21 protein-coding genes are annotated in these 19,072 nt (G+C 54.3%); 18 read left to right on the forward strand and 3 right to left on the reverse strand.

The genetic code is table 11. The annotated features are described in order from the left end of the window. Positions 1-43: 43 nt before the first annotated feature. A complete protein-coding gene (locus tag ACI6NM_RS01265; RefSeq protein ID WP_262427596.1) occupies positions 44-898 on the reverse strand; it encodes a YihY/virulence factor BrkB family protein in 855 nt (284 codons plus the stop codon). Between the two features lie 266 nt (positions 899-1,164). Between ACI6NM_RS01265 and ACI6NM_RS01270 the strand changes: the two genes are divergently transcribed. From ACI6NM_RS01270 to ACI6NM_RS01315, 10 genes are all read left to right on the forward strand, one after another. Next, positions 1,165-1,791 carry a single-stranded DNA-binding protein gene (locus ACI6NM_RS01270; protein WP_158357290.1) on the forward strand — a complete coding sequence of 209 codons (627 nt, stop codon included), beginning with the start codon at positions 1,165-1,167 and terminating at the stop codon, positions 1,789-1,791. Positions 1,792-1,995: 204 nt separating this feature from the next. After that, positions 1,996-2,481 (forward strand): cob(I)yrinic acid a,c-diamide adenosyltransferase, encoded by a 486-nt coding sequence (locus tag ACI6NM_RS01275; protein ID WP_262427597.1) that lies wholly within the window; start codon positions 1,996-1,998, stop codon positions 2,479-2,481. A 142-nt stretch (positions 2,482-2,623) separates the two neighbouring features. Beyond that, entirely contained in the window at positions 2,624-3,508 is an 885-nt protein-coding gene (dapA, locus tag ACI6NM_RS01280; protein ID WP_215652908.1) for a 4-hydroxy-tetrahydrodipicolinate synthase, read from the forward strand. Between the two features lie 23 nt (positions 3,509-3,531). Then, on the forward strand, positions 3,532-4,284 hold the full coding sequence (dapB, locus tag ACI6NM_RS01285; RefSeq protein ID WP_022274130.1) for a 4-hydroxy-tetrahydrodipicolinate reductase: 753 nt from the start codon (positions 3,532-3,534) through the stop codon (positions 4,282-4,284). Between the two features lie 57 nt (positions 4,285-4,341). Further along, positions 4,342-4,731 carry a hypothetical protein gene (locus ACI6NM_RS01290; RefSeq protein ID WP_262427598.1) on the forward strand — a complete coding sequence of 130 codons (390 nt, stop codon included), beginning with the start codon at positions 4,342-4,344 and terminating at the stop codon, positions 4,729-4,731. 28 nt (positions 4,732-4,759) lie between these two features. Continuing rightward, the gene (locus tag ACI6NM_RS01295) at positions 4,760-5,119 is read left to right on the forward strand and encodes a hypothetical protein (protein ID WP_262427599.1); all 360 of its coding nucleotides are present in this window, start codon (positions 4,760-4,762) and stop codon (positions 5,117-5,119) included. Between the two features lie 121 nt (positions 5,120-5,240). Further along, positions 5,241-5,957, forward strand: coding sequence for a phosphoribosylaminoimidazolesuccinocarboxamide synthase (gene purC, locus ACI6NM_RS01300; RefSeq protein WP_215652911.1), 717 nt, complete (start codon positions 5,241-5,243; stop codon positions 5,955-5,957). Between the two features lie 20 nt (positions 5,958-5,977). Continuing rightward, complete coding sequence (purB, locus tag ACI6NM_RS01305) at positions 5,978-7,408, forward strand: adenylosuccinate lyase (protein ID WP_262427600.1); 1,431 nt, start codon at positions 5,978-5,980, stop codon at positions 7,406-7,408. A 14-nt stretch (positions 7,409-7,422) separates the two neighbouring features. Beyond that, on the forward strand, positions 7,423-8,325 hold the full coding sequence (locus tag ACI6NM_RS01310) for a LysR family transcriptional regulator (protein WP_262427601.1): 903 nt from the start codon (positions 7,423-7,425) through the stop codon (positions 8,323-8,325). Between the two features lie 126 nt (positions 8,326-8,451). Next, positions 8,452-9,732 (forward strand): adenylosuccinate synthase, encoded by a 1,281-nt coding sequence (locus tag ACI6NM_RS01315; protein ID WP_262427602.1) that lies wholly within the window; start codon positions 8,452-8,454, stop codon positions 9,730-9,732. A gap of 106 nt (positions 9,733-9,838) precedes the next feature. Here the strand turns inward: ACI6NM_RS01315 and ACI6NM_RS01320 are convergent, their stop codons facing one another. Continuing rightward, complete coding sequence (locus ACI6NM_RS01320; RefSeq protein WP_262427603.1) at positions 9,839-10,039, reverse strand: hypothetical protein; 201 nt, start codon at positions 10,037-10,039, stop codon at positions 9,839-9,841. Positions 10,040-10,150: 111 nt separating this feature from the next. Between ACI6NM_RS01320 and ACI6NM_RS01325 the strand changes: the two genes are divergently transcribed. The 8 genes from ACI6NM_RS01325 to ACI6NM_RS01360 all read left to right on the forward strand — a co-directional run bounded on the left by ACI6NM_RS01325 (position 10,151) and on the right by ACI6NM_RS01360 (position 18,457). Next, positions 10,151-11,224: an N-acetylmuramoyl-L-alanine amidase family protein gene (locus ACI6NM_RS01325; RefSeq protein WP_262427604.1), complete on the forward strand. Its 1,074-nt coding sequence runs from the start codon at positions 10,151-10,153 to the stop codon at positions 11,222-11,224. 82 nt (positions 11,225-11,306) lie between these two features. Then, positions 11,307-11,684: a GntR family transcriptional regulator gene (locus ACI6NM_RS01330; RefSeq protein ID WP_158357310.1), complete on the forward strand. Its 378-nt coding sequence runs from the start codon at positions 11,307-11,309 to the stop codon at positions 11,682-11,684. Between the two features lie 12 nt (positions 11,685-11,696). Next, positions 11,697-12,281 carry a UvrB/UvrC motif-containing protein gene (locus ACI6NM_RS01335; protein ID WP_262427605.1) on the forward strand — a complete coding sequence of 195 codons (585 nt, stop codon included), beginning with the start codon at positions 11,697-11,699 and terminating at the stop codon, positions 12,279-12,281. After that, positions 12,265-13,299, forward strand: a complete 1,035-nt coding sequence (locus ACI6NM_RS01340; protein ID WP_262427606.1) for an ATP--guanido phosphotransferase — start codon at positions 12,265-12,267, stop codon at positions 13,297-13,299. Before ACI6NM_RS01335 ends, ACI6NM_RS01340 begins: the two co-directional genes overlap by 17 nt. Positions 13,300-13,321: 22 nt before the next feature. Then, positions 13,322-15,805, forward strand: coding sequence for an ATP-dependent Clp protease ATP-binding subunit (locus ACI6NM_RS01345; RefSeq protein WP_262427607.1), 2,484 nt, complete (start codon positions 13,322-13,324; stop codon positions 15,803-15,805). A gap of 72 nt (positions 15,806-15,877) precedes the next feature. Continuing rightward, positions 15,878-16,291: a hypothetical protein gene (locus ACI6NM_RS01350; RefSeq protein ID WP_022274118.1), complete on the forward strand. Its 414-nt coding sequence runs from the start codon at positions 15,878-15,880 to the stop codon at positions 16,289-16,291. Between the two features lie 22 nt (positions 16,292-16,313). Further along, positions 16,314-17,750: a DNA repair protein RadA gene (gene radA / locus ACI6NM_RS01355; RefSeq protein WP_262427608.1), complete on the forward strand. Its 1,437-nt coding sequence runs from the start codon at positions 16,314-16,316 to the stop codon at positions 17,748-17,750. Between the two features lie 62 nt (positions 17,751-17,812). Further along, on the forward strand, positions 17,813-18,457 hold the full coding sequence (locus ACI6NM_RS01360) for a cyclase family protein (protein ID WP_262427609.1): 645 nt from the start codon (positions 17,813-17,815) through the stop codon (positions 18,455-18,457). A 74-nt stretch (positions 18,458-18,531) separates the two neighbouring features. Here ACI6NM_RS01360 and ACI6NM_RS01365 read toward each other — a convergent pair whose 3' ends face one another. Next, complete coding sequence (locus tag ACI6NM_RS01365) at positions 18,532-18,777, reverse strand: HPr family phosphocarrier protein (RefSeq protein WP_262427661.1); 246 nt, start codon at positions 18,775-18,777, stop codon at positions 18,532-18,534. Positions 18,778-19,072: the final 295 nt, after the last annotated feature.

Genomic DNA, 19,072 nt, shown 5'->3' on the forward strand with positions numbered 1-19,072 from the left:
GAGAAAGGACCGGGTCCGGCGTTTTGCCGGGCTCCGGTCCCTTTTACTTATGCGGGCAGTGAGCCAGGCTCCAGTTCCGGGATGGGGCGTGAAACTCCCACCACCAGTTGATCTCCGCGCCCATGAACAGGATACAGATACAGAAATACAGCCACAGCATCATCAGGATCACTGCCGCCAGGCTTCCGTAGGTCACAGTGAAATTTTTAAAATACCGGAAGTAAATGGAGAATGCGGTGGAAAACAGGGCCCAGCCCACGGCTGCGAAGGCAGCTCCCGGCGTCTGGCTTTTAACGGAAAGCCTGCGGAAAGGAAGGACCGCATAAATAGCCAGGAAAAATATAAATAAAATAGCCAGGGTGACCAGGCCTCTCACAGGAAAGGCCAGAAAATCAAAGGTGGACATCAAAGGGATCCAGGCCCAGACCTGTTTCTGGATCTGCTCCCCGAACACCAGGAGCACCATGCACAAAAGACACATGAGGGAAAAAAGGACTGTATATCCGGCGCAGATGATCCGGCGGACGATATAGTTTCTCTGGATCTCTGTGCCCCAGACCCGGTTTAAGCCCCGCTCGATGCTTAACATTCCCCGGGAGGAGGACCAGAGGGCTGCAATGGCCGTGGCTGACAAAAGGGCCATGGGAGAGTCGGAATGGAGACTGTCCAGCACATAGACCACCAGGCCGTCCAGAGTATCCGGCACCATCTGGACCACCAGGGACAGAAGATCGGACTCGTTCACCAGAGGCGTGGCCTGGATCAGGGACAAAAGGAGCATGAGGAAAGGGATGGAGGCCAGGATGATAAAAAAGGAGGCCTGGGCCGCATAGACGGACATTTCGTCTTTGGAATATTTTTCAAAGAGCCGTCTGCATTCCAGTAAAAAACGGATCATAAGGCAAGTCTCCTTTCCATAATATGGGTACGGGGGTACCGGTCCGGGAGCCAGGTCCTTTCTGCTGGCCGGCATCGGAGTCCTGGTATCATAAAAAGATATTAGCATGACGGGAGAAAAATGACAAGGAGAACCATGGCGGTTTATGTCGAGCGAAACATGGATCTTTTTGTTCTAAGAAAAGAAACGGCTGAATACATATTATAGTGTGCCGGAGAGAACGGCCGGTCAGAAGGACTGATCATATCGAATAAAGGAGAAATACTATGTCAGAAAAAGTTATGGAAAACAACAGGGTCACGGTCATCGGAACCATCGTATCAGACTTTACATTCAGCCATGCAGTGTTCGGGGAGGGATTTTATCTTGTGGATCTTTCTGTCAGCCGGCTCAGCGAGCAGGCGGATGTGATCCCTCTTATGGTTTCGGAGCGGCTTATGGATGTGACAAGGGATTACCGGGGCTGCACCATCGAGGCTGACGGCCAGTTCCGTTCCTATAACCGCCATGAAGGCGTGAAAAACCGCCTGGTGCTTTCTGTGTTCGTGCGGGAGGTACAGTTTTTAGAGGAATTTACCGATTATACCAAGACCAACCAGATCTTTCTGGACGGATACATATGTAAGGAGCCCATATACAGGAAAACGCCTCTGGGACGGGAGATCGCGGACCTTCTGGTGGCCGTGAACCGTCCTTATGGGAAGTCTGACTACATTCCCTGCATCGCCTGGGGAAGGAACGCCCGGTTTGCCTCGGGATTTTCCGTGGGGACCAGGATCCAGATCTGGGGCCGGGTCCAGAGCCGGGAATACACGAAAAAGCTCAGTGAGACCGAGTGTGAGAAGAGGACGGCGTATGAGGTATCGGTCAGCAAGCTGGAATGCTGCCAGTGATCCGGGAGACCGCAGGGTCCGGAAGAAGGGAGGTTTCCTGAAGAGGCGGCCCGCCGCAGACAGGGAAGCCCCAGGGCGGTCTTAGCTCCTGTTTAAGGAAAACTTGCAAAATACGAAAAAATGTGTTAAGATATGCGGGCTTAGATCCATCTTACTGAATATATCTGTGAAAACGGATCGTACATAAAGGATGAGGTGCTGGACATGAGAAAAAATACGATACGCATAATCTATGGTCCCGGAAATGGGAAATCTGCCTCCGCAGTGGGGTATGGACTGCTGGGAGCCCTGGCCGGGAAAAAGGTGATCATCGTGCAGTTTTTAAAGGGCGTTCTGGAGGAGAAGAGCCTGGAGATCCTGGAGCGCATGGATCTGGAGATGAAGGTGTTTCGTTTCGAGCGTTCCCGATGCTATTTTGAGGATCTTCCGGAGGACCAGAAAAAGGAAGAGACCATGAATCTGAGGAACGGCTTTAATTTTGCAAAAAAGGTCATGGCTACGGGAGAGTGTGACCTGCTGATCCTGGACGAGGTCCTGGGACTGGTGGACCAGGAGGTGATCTCCAGGGAGGAATTTATCCGTTTCCTCCAGTCTGCGGACGACGAAACGGATCTGATCATGACCGGACGGGTCTGCCCCGATGAGATCCGGCAGTATGCAGACCAGATCTCCTATGTGGAAAATCTGTAATGGCCGGGGATCCCGGGCCTGTCAGGCGGAAATTTAAAAGTTGACAATTCCCTGGATTGATGATAGGATTATGGAAAACGAGGGATGAAGTTCTGGAGCTGGCGTCTTGGCGGATGTCGGCTCTTTTTTGGAGGAGGAGCATATGGCTATTTTTGAAGGTGCAGGTGTTGCCATCGTAACACCATTTAAAGAAAACGGCGAGATCAGCTTTGATAAACTGGATGAGCTCATTGAGGAGCAGATCGCAGGCCATACGGACTGTATCGTCTCCATGGGAACCACCGGAGAATCTGCCACCACCACAGAGGAGGAGCATCTGGAGGTGATCCGCTTTACCTGTGAGAGAGTGAAGGGAAGGATCCCCGTGATCGCGGGAACCGGCTCCAACTGCACAAAGACGGCGGTCACCCTTTCTGAGGAAGCGGAAGGAGCGGGAGCTGACGGCGTGCTTCTGGTGTCCCCGTATTATAATAAGGCCACCCAGAATGGATTAAAGGCCCACTTTACAGCTGTGGCCAACGCCATCAAGATCCCCGCAGTCCTTTATAATATTCCCAGCCGTACCGGCGTAAACATCGCTCCGCAGACCATCGTGGATCTCTGCCGGGACGTGCCCAATATCGTAGGTGTGAAGGAGGCCAGCGGAAACTTTTCCGCCATTGCGGAGATCATGCAGCTATCAGATGGAGCCGTGGATCTGTATTCCGGCAACGACGACCAGATCGTGCCGCTCTTAGCTCTGGGAGGAAAAGGAGTGATCTCTGTCCTTTCCAATATTGCGCCCAGAACGGCCCATGATATCTGTGAAAAATTCTTCCAGGGAGACCTGGAGGGCAGCAGAAAGCTCCAGTTAAAGGCTCTGCCCCTCATTAAGGCCCTGTTCTGCGAGGTGAATCCGATCCCCGTGCGTGCGGCCTTAAATCTCATGGGGAAACAGGTGGGAGCGCCCAGGCTTCCGCTGACCGAGATGGAACCGGATCATCAGGAGCTTTTAAGGAAAGAAATGGAAAAATTCGGACTTTTATAAATTTCTGTTTTGGAGGCATAATTATGGTAAATGCGATCTTAAACGGCTGCAACGGAGCCATGGGCCGGGTGATCACGGACATCGTTTCAAAGGACGACGGGATCCGGATCGTGGCCGGTGTGGACGTGAATCCCTTAAAGCTGGCAGATTATGAGGTATACGAAACCCTGGACCAGTGTCCGGCAGCCGATGTGGTCATCGACTTTTCTTCTGCGAAGGCCACGGACGGCGTTGTGGCTTACTGTGAAAAAACGAAGACGCCGGTGGTCTTATGTACCACAGGGCTTTCGGAGGAGCAGCTGGAGCGGGTGAAGGCCCTTGGAGAGACCACGGCGGTGCTCCGGTCCGCCAATATGTCCCTGGGTGTGAACCTTTTATTTAAGATCTTAAAGCAGGCGGCTCCTGTGCTGGCAGAGGCGGGCTTTGATATCGAGATTCTGGAGAAGCACCACAACCAGAAGGTGGACGCTCCCAGCGGAACGGCCCTGGCCCTGGCCGATGCGGTCAATGAGAGCCTGGGGAACGAATACCACTATAAATACGACAGGACTGCCGAGCGTGTGAAGCGCGATAAAAAAGAGATCGGCATCCAGGCCATCCGCGGCGGCTCCATTGTGGGCGAGCACGACGTGATCTTTGCGGGACAGGACGAGGTGGTCACCTTCCAGCATACGGCGTATTCCAAGGCTATCTTTGCCAAGGGCGCAGTCCAGGGAGCCAAATTCCTGGCAGGAAAAGCTCCGGGCATGTACGACATGGCCGATGTGATCGGCTGATACATATTCTCCTTTCTTTCGTGCATACTAAGGCAGAAAGAAAGGAGATTTTTTATTATGGAAAAGATCAGACGGATCACTTTTGGCATTATGCTGGCTGCTGTTGTCTGTGCGGCCGCTGCCTGCGGAAGAAATGATACCAATGGAAGCACCGCAGGACAAAGCTCCGGACGGGAGGAGTCTTCCACGGCTCCCGGAAGCAGGGCCACAGAGGAGGTGCCAGGGACCTCGGCCACAGGCGTTGACCTTCCCTCCGGCGAAAGCGGGACAGACGGAGAGAGCGGCGGCGTCATGCGGGATATGGTGGATGATGTGAAGGATGGAATGGAGGAGATCACCACCGGGACCACCGGGGCAGGAGAAAACGGCACATCCCATGGGACCGGGGACGGAACGTCCGGCCAGATCACGGGAGGCGGGGCATCCGGCACCGCAGGCGGCCAGTAAACAGGGGACAGGGAGTAACACGAAAAATGTGGGACTCCCTCTTTTTATTCCCAGGGAAATATGGTATTCTGGTTACATAGGAAAAGGAGGTGGAGCCATCCGCTATGTATACAGGCCGTACCATCCGTGGCGGCATGGATACAGAAGAGAAAAAAGAAGGAAAGCGTTCTGGTTTTTCATAAGGCTCCTGCTGGTCCTGGAGCTTCTGGCAGCAGCTTCTTTCTATATAAAGGGGCATACAGTGGTGGAGGTTTCAAGGGAAGCGGCAGACGGTCCGCCGGAGCTGGAGGGGGACCGGTCAGGCGAGGTGTTCGGCATTGGGATCGAGTCCGGAGGCCCCCTGTTCTGGTTTCACAGAAAAACAGAGACGGAAACAGCCGGGCCGTAAAGTTATTCTTGATTTTCCCAGAATGATGTATTATAATTCCTTCTGAACTGTTGCTGTTTTATTTGAACAGCTTATAAATGAACCAGTTACCAACTATCAAAAGAAAAGGATGGGCAAAGGAATGAAAAAAGTTGATTTACTGTACGAAGGAAAAGCAAAAAAGGTTTATACAACAGAAGATCCTGACATCTTGATCGTAGATTATAAGGATGACGCCACTGCCATGGACGGTCTGAAAAAGGGCACCATCGTCGGCAAGGGAGCCATCAACAACCGCATGACCAACCACATCTTCAAGCTTCTGGAGAAGGAGGGGATCCCCACCCATTACGTGGAGGAGCTTTCCGACCGGGAAACAGCAGTAAAGAAGGTGGAGATCGTTCCTTTGGAGGTCATCATCCGGAATATCACTGCCGGCAGCTTTGCAAAAAAGATGGGTGTGGAAGAGGGCATCGTGTTCAAGCGCCCCACTCTGGAGTTCAGCTATAAGAACGACGACCTTCACGATCCGTTCATCAATAAATATTATGCCCTGTCCCTGGAGCTGGCCACTGAGGAAGAGATCGACACCATCACAGAATACGCCTTCAAGGTAAACGAAGTGATGAAGAAATATTTTGACAGCCTGGGCATCGACCTGGTGGACTTTAAGATCGAGTTCGGCCGCCACAAGGGCCAGATCATCCTGGCTGACGAGGTTTCCCCGGATACCTGCCGTCTCTGGGATAAGGAGACCCATGAGAAGCTAGACAAGGACCGTTTCAGAAGAGACATGGGCAACGTGGAGGACGCATACAACGAGGTATTCAGACGCCTTGGGATCGAGGACAGAAAATAGTATAGGAAAAGAGGAATATCATGTACGACAGATACCAAAGCCCTCTCTCTGAGAGATATGCAAGCAGGGAAATGCAGTACATCTTCTCCCCGGAAAAGAAATTCCGCACCTGGAGAAAGCTCTGGATCGCCCTGGCTGAGACGGAAAAGGAACTGGGCCTGCCGATCACCCAGGAGCAGATCGATGAGCTGAAGGCCCACAAGGACGATATTAACTTCGATGTGGCAAAGGAAAGGGAAAAGCTGGTACGCCACGACGTTATGTCCCACGTATACGCCTACGGCCTCCAGTGTCCCAACGCCAAGGGGATCATCCACCTGGGCGCCACCTCCTGCTATGTGGGGGACAATACGGACATTATCCTGATGACAGAGGCCCTTAAGCTGGTGAGGAAGAAGCTGGTGAACGTGATGGCGGAGCTGGCTTCCTTTGCGGAGAAGTATAAGGACCAGCCCACCCTGGCCTTCACCCATTTCCAGCCGGCCCAGCCCACCACTGTGGGAAAGCGGGCCACTTTATGGCTTATGGAGTTAAAGCTGGATCTGGACGACCTGGACTATGTGATCTCCTCCATGAAGATGTTAGGCTCTAAGGGGACCACCGGAACCCAGGCCAGCTTCCTGGAGCTGTTTGACGGGGACCATGAAAAATGCCGGAGGGCCGATCAGATGATCGCAGAGAAGATGGGCTTTACGGGCTGCTTCCCGGTTTCCGGCCAGACGTATTCCCGGAAAGTGGACAGCCGCGTGCTCTCCGTCCTGGCGGGCATCGCCCAGAGCGCCCATAAATTCTCCAACGACATCCGTCTCCTCCAGCACTTAAAGGAAGTGGAGGAGCCCTTTGAGAAGAACCAGATCGGTTCCTCTGCCATGGCGTATAAGAGAAATCCCATGAGGAGCGAGCGGATCGCTTCCCTGGCCAACTATGTGATGGCAGATATGATGAACCCCATGCTGGTGGCGTCCACCCAGTGGTTTGAACGGACCCTGGATGATTCTGCCAACAAGCGGCTTTCCATCCCCGAGGGCTTCCTGGCTGTGGACGGGATCCTGGACCTTTACCTCAATGTGGTGGACGGTCTTGTGGTATATCCCAAGGTCATTGAAAAGCGCCTGATGTCCGAGCTGCCGTTTATGGCGACCGAAAACATCATGATGGATGCAGTAAAGGCCGGCGGGGACCGCCAGGAGCTCCATGAGAGGATCCGGGAGCTTTCCATGGAGGCCGGAAGGAATGTAAAGGCGGAAGGCAAAGACAATAACCTTCTGGAGCTGATCGCCGCAGACCCGTCCTTCAATCTGACCCTGGAGGAGCTTAAAAAGACCATGGACCCGAAAAAGTACGTGGGCCGCGCTCCCCAGCAGGTGGAGGAGTTCCTGGATGAGGTGATCCGTCCCGTTCTGGAGGAAAATAAAGATCTTCTCGGCATCAAGGCTGAGATCAACGTATAGGCTGGCGTTTATTCATGGATACCAGCAGTATCAATACGGAATATTATAAAGTGTTTTATTATGTAGGGCGTCTCGGCAGCATCACCGCTGCGGCAGAGGCGCTCTGCATTTCCCAGCCGGCGGTGAGCCAGGCGGTGAAACAGCTGGAGAAGGCGTTAAACAGCCAGCTCTTTATCCGGACCCAGAAGGGCGTCCGGCTGACGGCCGAGGGGGAGCTTTTGTTTCCCTATGTGGAGCGGGGGATCGAAAATCTCCTGGACGGAGAGCGGATGTTAAGGCGTCTGGTGGATCTGGACATGGGTGAGGTACGCATCGGAGCCAGTGATATGACCCTGCAGTTTTACCTGCTCCCCCACCTGGAGCGGTTCCATGGCCGGTATCCCAATATCAAGGTCATGGTATCCAACGCCCCGACGCCGGAGACCATCCAGTCCCTGTATGAGGGAAGGATCGATTTCGGTGTGGTCAGCACGCCCTTTGACGCCAGACCGGAGGTGGCGGTCAGGCCGGTGAAAAAGATCCGGAACGTTTTTGTTGCCGGAAGCCAGTACCAGAGCCTCAAAGGAAAACGGCTGGAGTACGGGGCTTTAATGGATCTGCCCTGTATCTTTCTGGAGAAGAATACCAGTACCCGGCGGTTTATGGACCAGTTTCTGGAAGAGCGGGGTATTTTTTTGGAGCCGGAGTTTGAGCTGGCCACCAGCGATATGGTGGTCCAGTTTGCTATGCGGAATCTGGGCATTGGCTGTGTGATGGATGAATTTGCCAGGGAGAAGATCGAAGCCGGAGAGCTTTTTGAGCTGACCTTTGGTGAGAGGATGCCGGACCGGGAGATCTGTATTGTAACGGATCGGAAGAATCCCGTTTCTCCGGCAGGGGAACGGTTTCTGGAGGTGCTGGGAGCATCGGGAATATAATATAGGATTATGGGAAATATAAGCAATATTTTCTTTACTTATGGACCTTTCTGGTATACACTAAGGATGCGTCAGAGATCAGAAAGAGCTCTGGCAGACCGACACACATCCAAAGGAGGATCAACAATGGTTCGAGCAATCGTAGGAGCCAACTGGGGCGACGAGGGAAAAGGCAAGATCACCGATATGCTGGCAAAGGAGTCTGATATCATCATCCGCTTCCAGGGAGGGAGCAATGCGGGCCACACCATCATCAACGATTACGGGAAGTTTGCCCTGCACATCCTTCCGTCCGGCGTTTTTTATGATCATACCACCAGCATCATCGGAAACGGGGTTGCCCTCAATATCCCGTATCTGATCGGCGAGCTGAAGGACATCACCAGCAAGGGTGTTCCCATGCCCAGGATCCTGGTGTCAGACCGGGCCCAGATCATGATGCCGTATCACATCCTGTTTGATACTTACGAGGAAGCCAGACTGGCGGGAAGGTCCTTCGGTTCCACGAAATCGGGCATTGCACCGTTTTATTCAGATAAATATGCAAAGATCGGCTTCCAGGTCTGTGAGCTGTTCGGGGACGAGACTGCGCTGATGGAGAAGCTGGAGAACGTATGCGCCTTAAAGAACGTGCTGCTGGAGCATTTATACCATAAGCCGCTGCTGGATCCGAAAGAACTGTTCGATACCATGATGGAATATAAAGAGATGATCGCGCCCTATGTATGCGACGTTTCCAGATATCTGCATGATGCATTAAAGGAAGGGAAGAATATTCTGTTAGAGGGCCAGCTGGGCTCCTTAAAGGACCCGGACCACGGGATCTACCCCATGGTTACCTCTTCCTCCACACTGGCTGCCTACGGTGCCATCGGCGCCGGGATCCCGCCCTATGAGATCAAAAATATCACCACCGTTGTAAAGGCGTATTCCAGCGCTGTGGGCGCAGGGGCCTTTGTCAGCGAGATCTTTGGAGACGAGGCTGACGAGCTGCGGCGCAGGGGCGGAGACGGAGGTGAGTTCGGAGCCACCACAGGCCGGCCCAGACGGATGGGATGGTTTGACGCCGTGGCCACCCGGTACGGCTGCCGGGTCCAGGGAACCACAGAGGCTGTCCTGACGGTGTTAGACGTTCTGGGATATCTGGATGAGATCCCCATCTGCGTGGGATACGAGATCGACGGGAAGATCACAAAGGATTTCCCCACCACTCCGGATCTGGAGCGGGCAAAGCCGGTGTATAAAACACTTCCGGGATGGAAATGTGAGATCCGGGGCATTAAGAAATACGAGGAGCTGCCGGAAAACTGCCGGAAATATGTGGAGACCATCGAAGAGGAGCTGGGCGTTCCGGTGACCATGGTATCCAACGGACCGGGAAGGGACGACATCATCTTCAGAAGGTAAGCGGCGCTCCCCACATAGCGCGGGGACAGAAGAGAGTTTCAGAAAACAGTAAGAAAACGGAAAGAAAGCGCCGTTGCAGACGGCCGGGAAAAAGGGTATAATGGAGCTACTCCATATCCTTATCCCGGTCGTCTTTTTTCAGCTTTACGAATATGAGAAAGCCGTAAATAAGGACGGGAACGATCATCACCACAAAAACAAGGGCCATGAGGATGTTGGCGGGAGCTCCGGTGACAGCCAGGACGATGAGAGCCAGGAATGCGGCCACTGCGGCCAGGATCCCGGCCCAGGCAAGGATTCGTTTCATGAGGATCCTCCTTTCATAAGCAGATTGTATGGGCAGGCTGCCTGTACTGGAGCTATTATAGCGCAGACACAGAGGATTGAAAAGGACGAGAACAGATTTTTGGAGGGAAATATGAAAAACAGGAAACCATACGAAGGAAAATGGATGGCAGCAGCGGCCCTGGGAGCGCTTTTTTCACTCCAGGCCGTATGCACCGCCTTTGGAGCCGACGGGACCTGGATCCCCGACGGGAACCGGTGGAAATATGAGCGGTCCGATGGAAGCATGGCGGCGGGCACATGGGAGGACATCGACGGAGAGTGGTACCATTTCGGGTCCGATTCTTATATGCAGACCGGATGGCAGAAGGTGGGCAATCTCCGGTACTTTTTTGAGGACGGAGGCACCCTGGCGGAGGGCTGGAGCTGCTACACCGGCGACGGGGATGAAAAATGGTATTATTATGATGAAAACGGAAACGTGCGGATCCACTGGCAGGAGATCGGGGGAAAGTGGTACTGGTTCAATTCCTCCGGCGTTCTGAACCTGGAAGCCTCAAAGACCATCGGCGGCCGGAAATTCTATTTCCATGAGGACGGCAGCATGGTGGGAAACGAATATGTGGGCTTCCGCTATTTTAATATGGACGGCCAGCCCGACGAGCAGTACTTCATTACGGCAGAACGCCAGGATGGAGGAAAGATCTCTGTGGAGGAGACCGTAAAAGACGAGATCGCTGAAAAGATCAACGCCCTTCCGGCAGGCTGGAGAAAGAAGTTTTTAGACGACGGCTATAAGTTCATCTACTGTCCGGAGAAGGGATATTACGGGGCCGTTAAGGATGAGGAGACCGGGGACCGGTTCTATATCCGCCATAAGCTCAGCAAGGCGGACCATTACCTGCGTTTTTCCGAGCCGGACGCCATCTGGGCCGGATTTGGGGAATATATGTACCTGAATATGAAAAAGGAACTGCGGGATTACGATTTTTCCTGGTGGGTGCGCCGCCGCTCCTATGAGCTGTCGGAGATGACGGATATTCCCGAGGCCCTTTACGACGATTACCAGACCATGTTCGGCCTTTTGTACGCCGATTATATGGACGAGGAGAAACGGCCGCAGATGGAGGTGCTGCTGGACGATATCTGCTGGATCTTTGAAAAGATCCTGGATACCCGGAACGAGGACGGTACCAGGACGCGCTAGGGAAGAAAGTACCGCTTGACGGATGGGATGCAAGCTGTTACTATATGAATATAACAGTTGTTACAGGAAAGACGGTGAGTGGATGATACTAAAGATCGATTTTGAAAGCGAGGAGGCTTTATACGTACAGCTCTGCAACCAGATCATCCGGGGCATCGCCACGGAAACGCTGCATGAGGGAGACAGCCTGCCTTCGGTGAGACAGCTTGCGGACGAGATCGGAATTAACATGCATACGGTCAATAAAGCATATTCTGTGTTAAAACAGGAAGGTTTCCTGCGCCTGGACCGGAGGAGGGGGGCCGTCATTGCCCTGGATATGGATAAACTGAGGGCCATGGACGAAATGAAGGATGATCTGGCCCTGATCGTTGCCCGGGGGATCTGCCGGGATGTGGGCCGGGACCAGGTCCACGCCCTGGTGGATGAGCTCTATGATGAGTTCCTGGGGCAGGAATAAAGGAGGAAGCCTATGCTTTGCGAACAATGCAGAAAGCGGGAAGCGACCGTAAAATATGTGGAGGTGGCCGGAGGAGTGAAAACAGAGCACAACCTCTGCGCCCAGTGTGCCGGAAAGCTGGACCTGGGGCAGTATTCGGCGCTGTTTGAGGGAGAATTTCCTCTGGGAAAGCTGCTTTCGGGGCTTCTTGGGATCCCGGATGCAGCCCAGGATGAGAGCCGGTTTGCAGGCGTGGTCTGCCCTGTCTGCGGCACCACCTATGAGGACTTTGTAAAGAACAGCCGGTTTGGATGTGGGGACTGTTACAGCGTGTTCGATCCGTTGATCGGCGAAAATATCCGGCATCTCCAGGGCAGCGAGCGCCATGTGGGGAAACGGCCCGCTGCGTATGGGGACACGGCAGAAAAGACGGCCTCCGGGGAAGATCTGGGGGACCAGGAAGCAAAAGCCCCGGAAGCGGGAGAGGACCGGATCCAGAGGCTTTCCTTACAGCTTAAAAACGCGGTCCGGAGAGAGGATTACCAGGAGGCCGCAAGGCTCCGGGATGAGATCCGGGGACTGAAGGAGGAAGCAGACCAGAATGGAAAAATGGTTTGATGTGCCGGAAAAAGAGGGCTCCAGCGTGATCTGCAGCCGGGTACGGCTGGTGAGGAACTGGAGGGAATATCCTTTTCCGGGAAAGATGACAAAGGAACAGAGCGTGGAAATGACGGGAAGGCTCATGAACGGCGTGAAGGAGTCTGGGGCCTTTTCCGGCAGCCGCAGCCGCTATTTATATCTGGACCGGATCCCGGACCTGGAGCGGACGGCGCTTTTAGAGCGCAGGGCCATAAGCCGCGGGGTCTCAAAGAAAAAGGCGGCCGCAGGCCTGGTCTTATCTGAGGATGAGCGGCTGGGGATCACCATAAACGGCGACGACCACATCCGGATCCAGGCAGTGGAAAAGGGAGCCGCCCTGACAGAGTGCTACCGGCGGGCCGACCAGATGGAGGAGCTTCTGGGCAGCCGGTTTGAATATTCTTTTGATGAAAAATACGGATATCTGACGTCGTTTCCCACCAGCGTGGGAACGGGGCTCAGGGTGTCGGTGGTCCTGCACCTGCCGGCCCTTTCCAGGCGGAAGAATTTTAACAGCCTTACCTCAGACATGGGGCGTTTCGGGACCCTGGTCCGGGGCCTTTACGGAGAGGGGGAGGAAAATCCCGGCTCTCTTTACCAGATCTCCAACCAGAAGACCCTGGGCCAGACGGAAAAGGAGATCGTGGACCTGGTGGCCAAAGCGGCGGCAGAGCTGGACGCCCAGGAACGGCGGCTCCGGCGGACTGCCATGGGCCAGAGGCCGGTGGCCTGCGCAGACGAGGCGTATAAATCCTATGGAGTGTTAAAATATGCCAGAAGGCTGACCAGAAAGGACGCCATGGAATTTTTATCCCAGATCATGGCGGGAGCTGCCGACGGGATACTGAAAATGAAGGAGCCATGCTCCGTCTATGGGCTCATGCTGGGGATCCAGCCGGCGAATCTTTTAAGCCAGGCAGAGAGACCCTTGAGCCGTGAGGAGCTGGATGCGGCACGGGCAGACTTTTTAAGGGCCCGTCTGCCGGAAATCATCTGACAGGAGGAATGAAAGGAACTTTATGGAGCGATATACAGAGAAAGCAAAGGAGGCCCTGATCCTGGCTGCGGAGGCCGCAGAGGAAACGGGTTCCCGGACTGTGGGAACCGAGCATATCCTGGTGGGACTCATGAAGGAGGGCACGGGAACGGCAGCCAGGGTCCTGGAGGCCGGAGACGTGAAGCTGGAGCGGGTCCTGGAGCTGGAGAAGAAGCTGGTGTCCTCCAGCCAGCCCACCCAGATCCGTGACCGGGAGGGCTATACGCCCATTGCCAGGAAGGTGCTGGAAAACAGTTACAGGGAGGCGGTCCGCTTCCATGCCCCGCTCATCGGAACGGAGCATATCCTTATGGCAATGCTAAAGCAGACGGACTGTGTGGCTGTGCGGCTTTTAAATACATTAAACATCAATATCCAGAGGCTTTATATCGACCTTCTGTCCGCCATGGGAGAAGAAGGAGCCGCCGGCCGTGAGGAGCTGGTCCAGGGCCGGAGCGGAAGGGATGGAAAGGCAGATACGCCGGTGCTGGACGAATACAGCCGGGATCTTACAAAGCTGGCAGCAGAGGGAAAGCTGGATCCAGTCATCGGAAGAGAGCATGAGATCGGCCGGGTGATCCAGATCTTAAGCCGCAGGACGAAAAATAACCCCTGCCTCATCGGAGAGCCAGGCGTGGGAAAGACGGCGGTGACCGAGGGCCTGGCCCAGATGATCGCAGCCGGGGATGTGCCGGATACCATCCGGGGAAAGCGGGTGGTGATCCTGGACCTTTCCGGCATGGTGGCCGGTTCCAAATACCGGGGAGAATTTGAGGAACGGATCAAAAATGTGCTGAACGAGGTGCGGGAAGCGGGAAATGTGCTTCTGTTCATCGACGAGATCCATACCATCATCGGCGCAGGCGGCGCAGAGGGGGCCCTGGACGCCTCCAATATCTTAAAGCCGTCCCTGGCCCGGGGAGAGCTCCAGCTGATCGGAGCCACCACCATCGAGGAATACCGGAAGTATATCGAAAAGGACCCGGCCCTGGAGCGCCGGTTCCAGCCGGTGACCGTGGAGGAGCCCACAGAGGAGGAGGCTGTGGCCATCTTAAAAGGCCTGCGCCCCAGGTATGAGGAGCACCACCGCGTGACCATCACCGACGCCGCCCTGACAGCGGCCGTCCGCCTGTCCTCCCGGTATATCAACGACCGGTTCCTGCCGGATAAGGCCATCGATCTGATCGACGAGGCCTCCTCCAAGGTGCGGCTTTCGGTTTTTGTGGAGCCCAGAGGCGTAAAGGAGCTGGAGGCAGAGATCAGGGAGCTGGAAAAGGCCAAGGAGGAGGCCATCCGGTCCGAGGCCTATGAGGAAGCGGGAGAAATAAAGAAAAAGCAGGAAAAGAAGCGGGAGAAGATCGGGAAGCTCCGGGAAAAGTGGGAGGAGGAGAAAAACTCCAGGCCCCTTTTCGTGGACGAGGAGGAGATCGCGGACGTGGTCTCCGGCTGGACGAAGATCCCCGTGAGCAAGCTGAAGGAGGAAGAGACAGAGCGCCTCTTAAAGCTGGAGTCGATCCTCCATGAGCGGGTGGTGGGCCAGGAGGAGGCTGTGACCGCCGTTTCCAAAGCCATCCGGCGGGGGAGAGTGGGCCTTAAGGATCCCAGACGGCCCATCGGCTCCTTCCTATTCCTGGGACCCACCGGCGTCGGGAAAACAGAGCTCTGCAAGGCTCTGGCCGAGGCCATGTTCGGGACAGAAAATGCCCTGATCCGGGTGGACATGTCCGAATATATGGAAAAGCACAGCGTATCCAAGATGATCGGCTCCCCGCCAGGCTATGTGGGCTATGAGGGAGGCGGACAGCTGAGCGAAAAGGTGCGGAGGAATCCCTATTCAGTGATCCTTTTTGATGAGGTGGAAAAAGCCCATCCCGACGTGTTCAATATCCTTCTCCAGGTGCTGGACGACGGCCATATCACCGACTCCCAGGGCCATAAGATCGATTTTAAGAATACCATCGTGATCATGACCTCCAACGCCGGAGCGGAGAATATCATCGCTCCCAGACACCTGGGCTTCACCTCCCAGGATGATGAAAAGGCCAGGTATACCAGGATGAAAACGGGGGTCATGGATGAGGTAAAGCGGCTGTTCAAGCCGGAGTTTTTAAACAGGATCGACGAGATCATCGTGTTCCATCCCCTCAGTAAGACCCATATGAAGGAGATCGTTTCCATTATGTTGAATACCGTCGGAAAGCGGACGAAGCAGCAGATGTCCATCCGCTTAAACGCCGGGGAGGACGTGAAGGATTTCCTGGTGGAAAAGGGCTATGATGAAAAATACGGGGCAAGGCCCCTGCGGCGCACCATCCAGAACCTGGTGGAGGATAAGCTGGCGGAGGCCGTCCTGGAAGGAAGGGTAAGAGAGGGAGATTCGGTGAAGCTCCTCTTAAAGGACGGACAGCTTAAATTTTCTGCCAGGCACCCACAAACTGCTAGAAAACAGGATGGGGTTGTGGTATGATAAAAGTGATCAGAAAAGGATCATAAAAGACCGCAGAAGTTTTAGGAAATACACAAAAGGAGACTAAGTATTATGTCAGTGATCAATGAATTAATCCGTACAGAAGAGAATGGGAACATCAGCTTTGGCAATTATTCCCTGGACGTGAAATCCAAAGCCGAGGATTTCGAGCATGACGGAGATCTTTATAAAGTAAAGACCTTTAAGGAGATCACAAAACTGGAGCGCAACGGCATGTTCGTATACGAGTCTGTTCCGGGAACTGCAGTGACCGATTTTTCCGTAAAGGACACAGAGGTATCCTTTAAGGTGGAGGGAACAGAGGACGCCCAGATCACGATCCAGCTGGAAGACGACATGGAATATGAGGTGTTTGAGGACGGTGCGGCCATCGGCGGCATGAAGACCAACATGAGCGGAAAGCTGAGCCTTTCCGTGGAGCTTTCCGAGGGAAAGGCCGTGGAAGTGAAAGTGATCCGGAAGTAAGCAGGAAAGAAAGGATATTATAGTGGCAAAAGCAAAGACAGGAACAGTATTTTTCTGTAAGGAATGCGGCTATGAATCCGGTAAGTGGATGGGGCAGTGCCCGGCGTGTAAGGAGTGGAATACCTTTGTGGAGGAGCCTGTGGTCTCGGAACGGAGATCCCAGGGAGCCGAAAGGGTCCGCGTCCCAGGCCGGGGCACTGCCCCTGTCCATATCTCGGATATTTCCCTGGAGGAGCAGGACCGGACGGCCACCGGCTTTGGGGAGCTGGACCGGGTCTTAGGGAGCGGGATCGTCCGGGGAAGCCTGGTGTTAGTGGGCGGAGATCCCGGGATCGGAAAATCCACCCTTTTACTCCAGGTTTGCCGGAATCTGTCCATGGTCGGAAAAAAGGTCCTCTATATTTCCGGGGAGGAGTCCTTAAAGCAGATCAAGATGCGGGCCAACCGGATCGGTACGATCACCGGGGAGCTTCTGTTCCTCTGTGAGACCAATCTGGATCTGGTCCGGGGGGCCATTGAAAACGAAAAGCCGGACGTGGTGATCATTGACTCCATCCAGACCATGTACCGGGAGGATATTTCCTCCGCCCCCGGAAGCGTCAGCCAGGTACGGGAATCCACAAACCTGCTGATGCAGACCGCCAAAGGGCTGGGGATCACCATTTTCATCGTGGGCCATGTGACCAAGGAGGGCGTGGTAGCCGGTCCCAGGGTCCTGGAGCATATGGTGGATACGGTGCTGTATTTTGAGGGAGACAGGAACGATTCCTACCGGATCTTAAGGGCTGTGAAGAACCGGTTCGGCTCCACCAACGAGATCGGCGTGTTTGAGATGCAGGAAAAGGGACTGGAGGAAGTGAAAAATCCGTCGGAGATGCTGATCTCCGGCCGGCCCAGGGAGGCCTCCGGGGCTGTGGTGGCCTGCTCTCTGGAGGGGACCAGGCCCATTCTCCTGGAGGTCCAGGCGCTGGTGACGGCCAGCAGTTTCGGAATGGCCAGGAGAACGGCCAACGGCGTGGATTATAACCGGATCAATATTTTACTGGCGATCCTGGAAAAACGGTGCGGCTACGCTATGAGCCGGTACGACGCTTATGTAAACATCGCCGGCGGCATGAAGATGAATGAGCCGGCCCTGGATCTGGCTGTGGTCATGGCCCTGGTGTCCAGCTTCAAGAACCGGGAGGTGGATCCGGGCATGCTGATCTTTGGAGAGGTGGGCCTTTCCGGCGAGGTCCGGGCCGTTTCCCAGGCCGGGCAGCGGGTGGCGGAGGCTGTGAAAATGGGCTTTACGGCCTGTGTGCTTCCCAGGGCCAACCTGGAGAAGCTCCGGGGTGAAAAACGGATCCGGCTCATTGGAGTGGAGAATGTACGGGAGGCCATCGAGGGGGTATTTTCTTCTTCCCCGGCTTCCCATACGGATGAGCTCCCGTTCCAGTCGGTGCCCAGCCGCACATAAGGCAGCTGGAACACGGCTTCAGGATCGGCGGATCGCCAGGAGGAAAAGAGGAGGAATATGAAATGAAAGTGATCGATCTGACCCATACGATCCGGGAGGATATGCCGGTCTATCCGGGGACGGAAACGCCGGGGCTTTCACCGGCCAGCAGCTATGAAAAGGATGGATTTAAGGAAACGCTTCTCCATATGTATTCCCACACGGGAACCCATATGGATCCGCCGGCCCATCTATATGAGGGACGGACGACCCTGGACCAGTTCCCTGCGGACCAGTTTGTGGGACAGGCGCTGGTGATCGACTGCCGGGACCTTGCGGAGGGAGATGCAATTACCATGGACCGCGTCCGGAGATACGGGGCCCTGGCAGAGGAGGCGGATTTCCTGCTTTTTAATCTGGGATGGGATAAGCGCTGGGGAACAGAGGCGTATTTTGGAAATTATCCATGTGTGGATGATGAGGTCCTGGATCACATTATAAAGGGGCATTACAAGGGGATCGGATTCGATGTGATCGGACTGGATCCCATGGACGATGCAGACCTGCCCCGCCATAAAAAGCTGTTTAAGGACTGTGAGATCGTGAACATTGAGAATCTTAAGGATCTGGAGCTTTGCGGAGAGGGACTCTTCTGGTTTGCCTGTTTTCCGATGAAGATCGAAAACAGCGATGGAGCGCCGGCCAGGGCCGTGGCCTGGATCGAATAAAAAATGGGGCTGCCGCCAGGGGACGAAAATGTCCTTTGGCAGCAGCCCCGGTGTGTTTCCGGCCTGCGGGATCTTTATGCCACAGCGTGGACCTTTGCCGCGTCGTGGTCGTCCAGAAATTCCTCAAAGCCAGGATTTTCTCCGCTAAATTCCACAGTGAGGACCTTTGTAAAGTCCAGGCTGAGGACTCCAAGGATGGATTTTGCATCGATGATCACACGGTTGTAGAAAATATTAATATCGAAATCACACTCACTGGCTCTGGCTACAAAGTCCTTTGCTTCAGCGATGGTAGAGATCCGGATCTTTCTCTGCGTCATCATGGGTATCACTCCTTTAAAAATAAATGCTATTGATTTTCCGTGTTCATTTCCTTTATATCATTTGTTATTTCAATAGTCAACCGACAAAATCTACTAGTTTTTTTGCTTTTTCCGGGTTTTTCTGTGGCTTTTCTCCAAAAGAGGGGGTTTTCCAGGGGGCGGAGCTGGGAATTCTCTGTAAAAAGGCTGGAATCGCACATGAAAGCATTGTATAATGAATGATATCAGGCATCAAACAGCCAGTGCTGCTGTTTGATGCTGTAAAAAAGAAAGAGGGAAGCGATATGAGAAA

The sequence above is a fragment of the Pilosibacter sp. YYHA0881 genome (assembly GCF_051602715.1).
GTDB lineage: Bacteria > Bacillota > Clostridia > Lachnospirales > Lachnospiraceae > Alitiscatomonas > Alitiscatomonas aceti.

What these genes read in the sequence shown, in the direction of transcription:
- ACI6NM_RS01345 (WP_262427607.1), top strand. Translation starts at nt 13,322, where the DNA reads ATGGAGCGATATACAGAGAAAGCAAAGGAGGCCCTGATCCTGGCTGCG.
- ACI6NM_RS01325 (WP_262427604.1), top strand. Translation starts at nt 10,151, where the DNA reads ATGAAAAACAGGAAACCATACGAAGGAAAATGGATGGCAGCAGCGGCC.
- ACI6NM_RS01360 (WP_262427609.1), top strand. Translation starts at nt 17,813, where the DNA reads ATGAAAGTGATCGATCTGACCCATACGATCCGGGAGGATATGCCGGTC.
- ACI6NM_RS01365 (WP_262427661.1), bottom strand. Translation starts at nt 18,777, where the DNA reads ATGACGCAGAGAAAGATCCGGATCTCTACCATCGCTGAAGCAAAGGAC.
- ACI6NM_RS01330 (WP_158357310.1), top strand. Translation starts at nt 11,307, where the DNA reads ATGATACTAAAGATCGATTTTGAAAGCGAGGAGGCTTTATACGTACAG.
- ACI6NM_RS01310 (WP_262427601.1), top strand. Translation starts at nt 7,423, where the DNA reads ATGGATACCAGCAGTATCAATACGGAATATTATAAAGTGTTTTATTAT.
- dapA (WP_215652908.1), top strand. Translation starts at nt 2,624, where the DNA reads ATGGCTATTTTTGAAGGTGCAGGTGTTGCCATCGTAACACCATTTAAA.
- purC (WP_215652911.1), top strand. Translation starts at nt 5,241, where the DNA reads ATGAAAAAAGTTGATTTACTGTACGAAGGAAAAGCAAAAAAGGTTTAT.
- ACI6NM_RS01270 (WP_158357290.1), top strand. Translation starts at nt 1,165, where the DNA reads ATGTCAGAAAAAGTTATGGAAAACAACAGGGTCACGGTCATCGGAACC.
- ACI6NM_RS01335 (WP_262427605.1), top strand. Translation starts at nt 11,697, where the DNA reads ATGCTTTGCGAACAATGCAGAAAGCGGGAAGCGACCGTAAAATATGTG.
- ACI6NM_RS01320 (WP_262427603.1), bottom strand. Translation starts at nt 10,039, where the DNA reads ATGAAACGAATCCTTGCCTGGGCCGGGATCCTGGCCGCAGTGGCCGCA.
- purB (WP_262427600.1), top strand. Translation starts at nt 5,978, where the DNA reads ATGTACGACAGATACCAAAGCCCTCTCTCTGAGAGATATGCAAGCAGG.
- dapB (WP_022274130.1), top strand. Translation starts at nt 3,532, where the DNA reads ATGGTAAATGCGATCTTAAACGGCTGCAACGGAGCCATGGGCCGGGTG.
- ACI6NM_RS01315 (WP_262427602.1), top strand. Translation starts at nt 8,452, where the DNA reads ATGGTTCGAGCAATCGTAGGAGCCAACTGGGGCGACGAGGGAAAAGGC.
- ACI6NM_RS01350 (WP_022274118.1), top strand. Translation starts at nt 15,878, where the DNA reads ATGTCAGTGATCAATGAATTAATCCGTACAGAAGAGAATGGGAACATC.
- ACI6NM_RS01275 (WP_262427597.1), top strand. Translation starts at nt 1,996, where the DNA reads ATGAGAAAAAATACGATACGCATAATCTATGGTCCCGGAAATGGGAAA.
- ACI6NM_RS01265 (WP_262427596.1), bottom strand. Translation starts at nt 898, where the DNA reads ATGATCCGTTTTTTACTGGAATGCAGACGGCTCTTTGAAAAATATTCC.
- ACI6NM_RS01290 (WP_262427598.1), top strand. Translation starts at nt 4,342, where the DNA reads ATGGAAAAGATCAGACGGATCACTTTTGGCATTATGCTGGCTGCTGTT.
- ACI6NM_RS01340 (WP_262427606.1), top strand. Translation starts at nt 12,265, where the DNA reads ATGGAAAAATGGTTTGATGTGCCGGAAAAAGAGGGCTCCAGCGTGATC.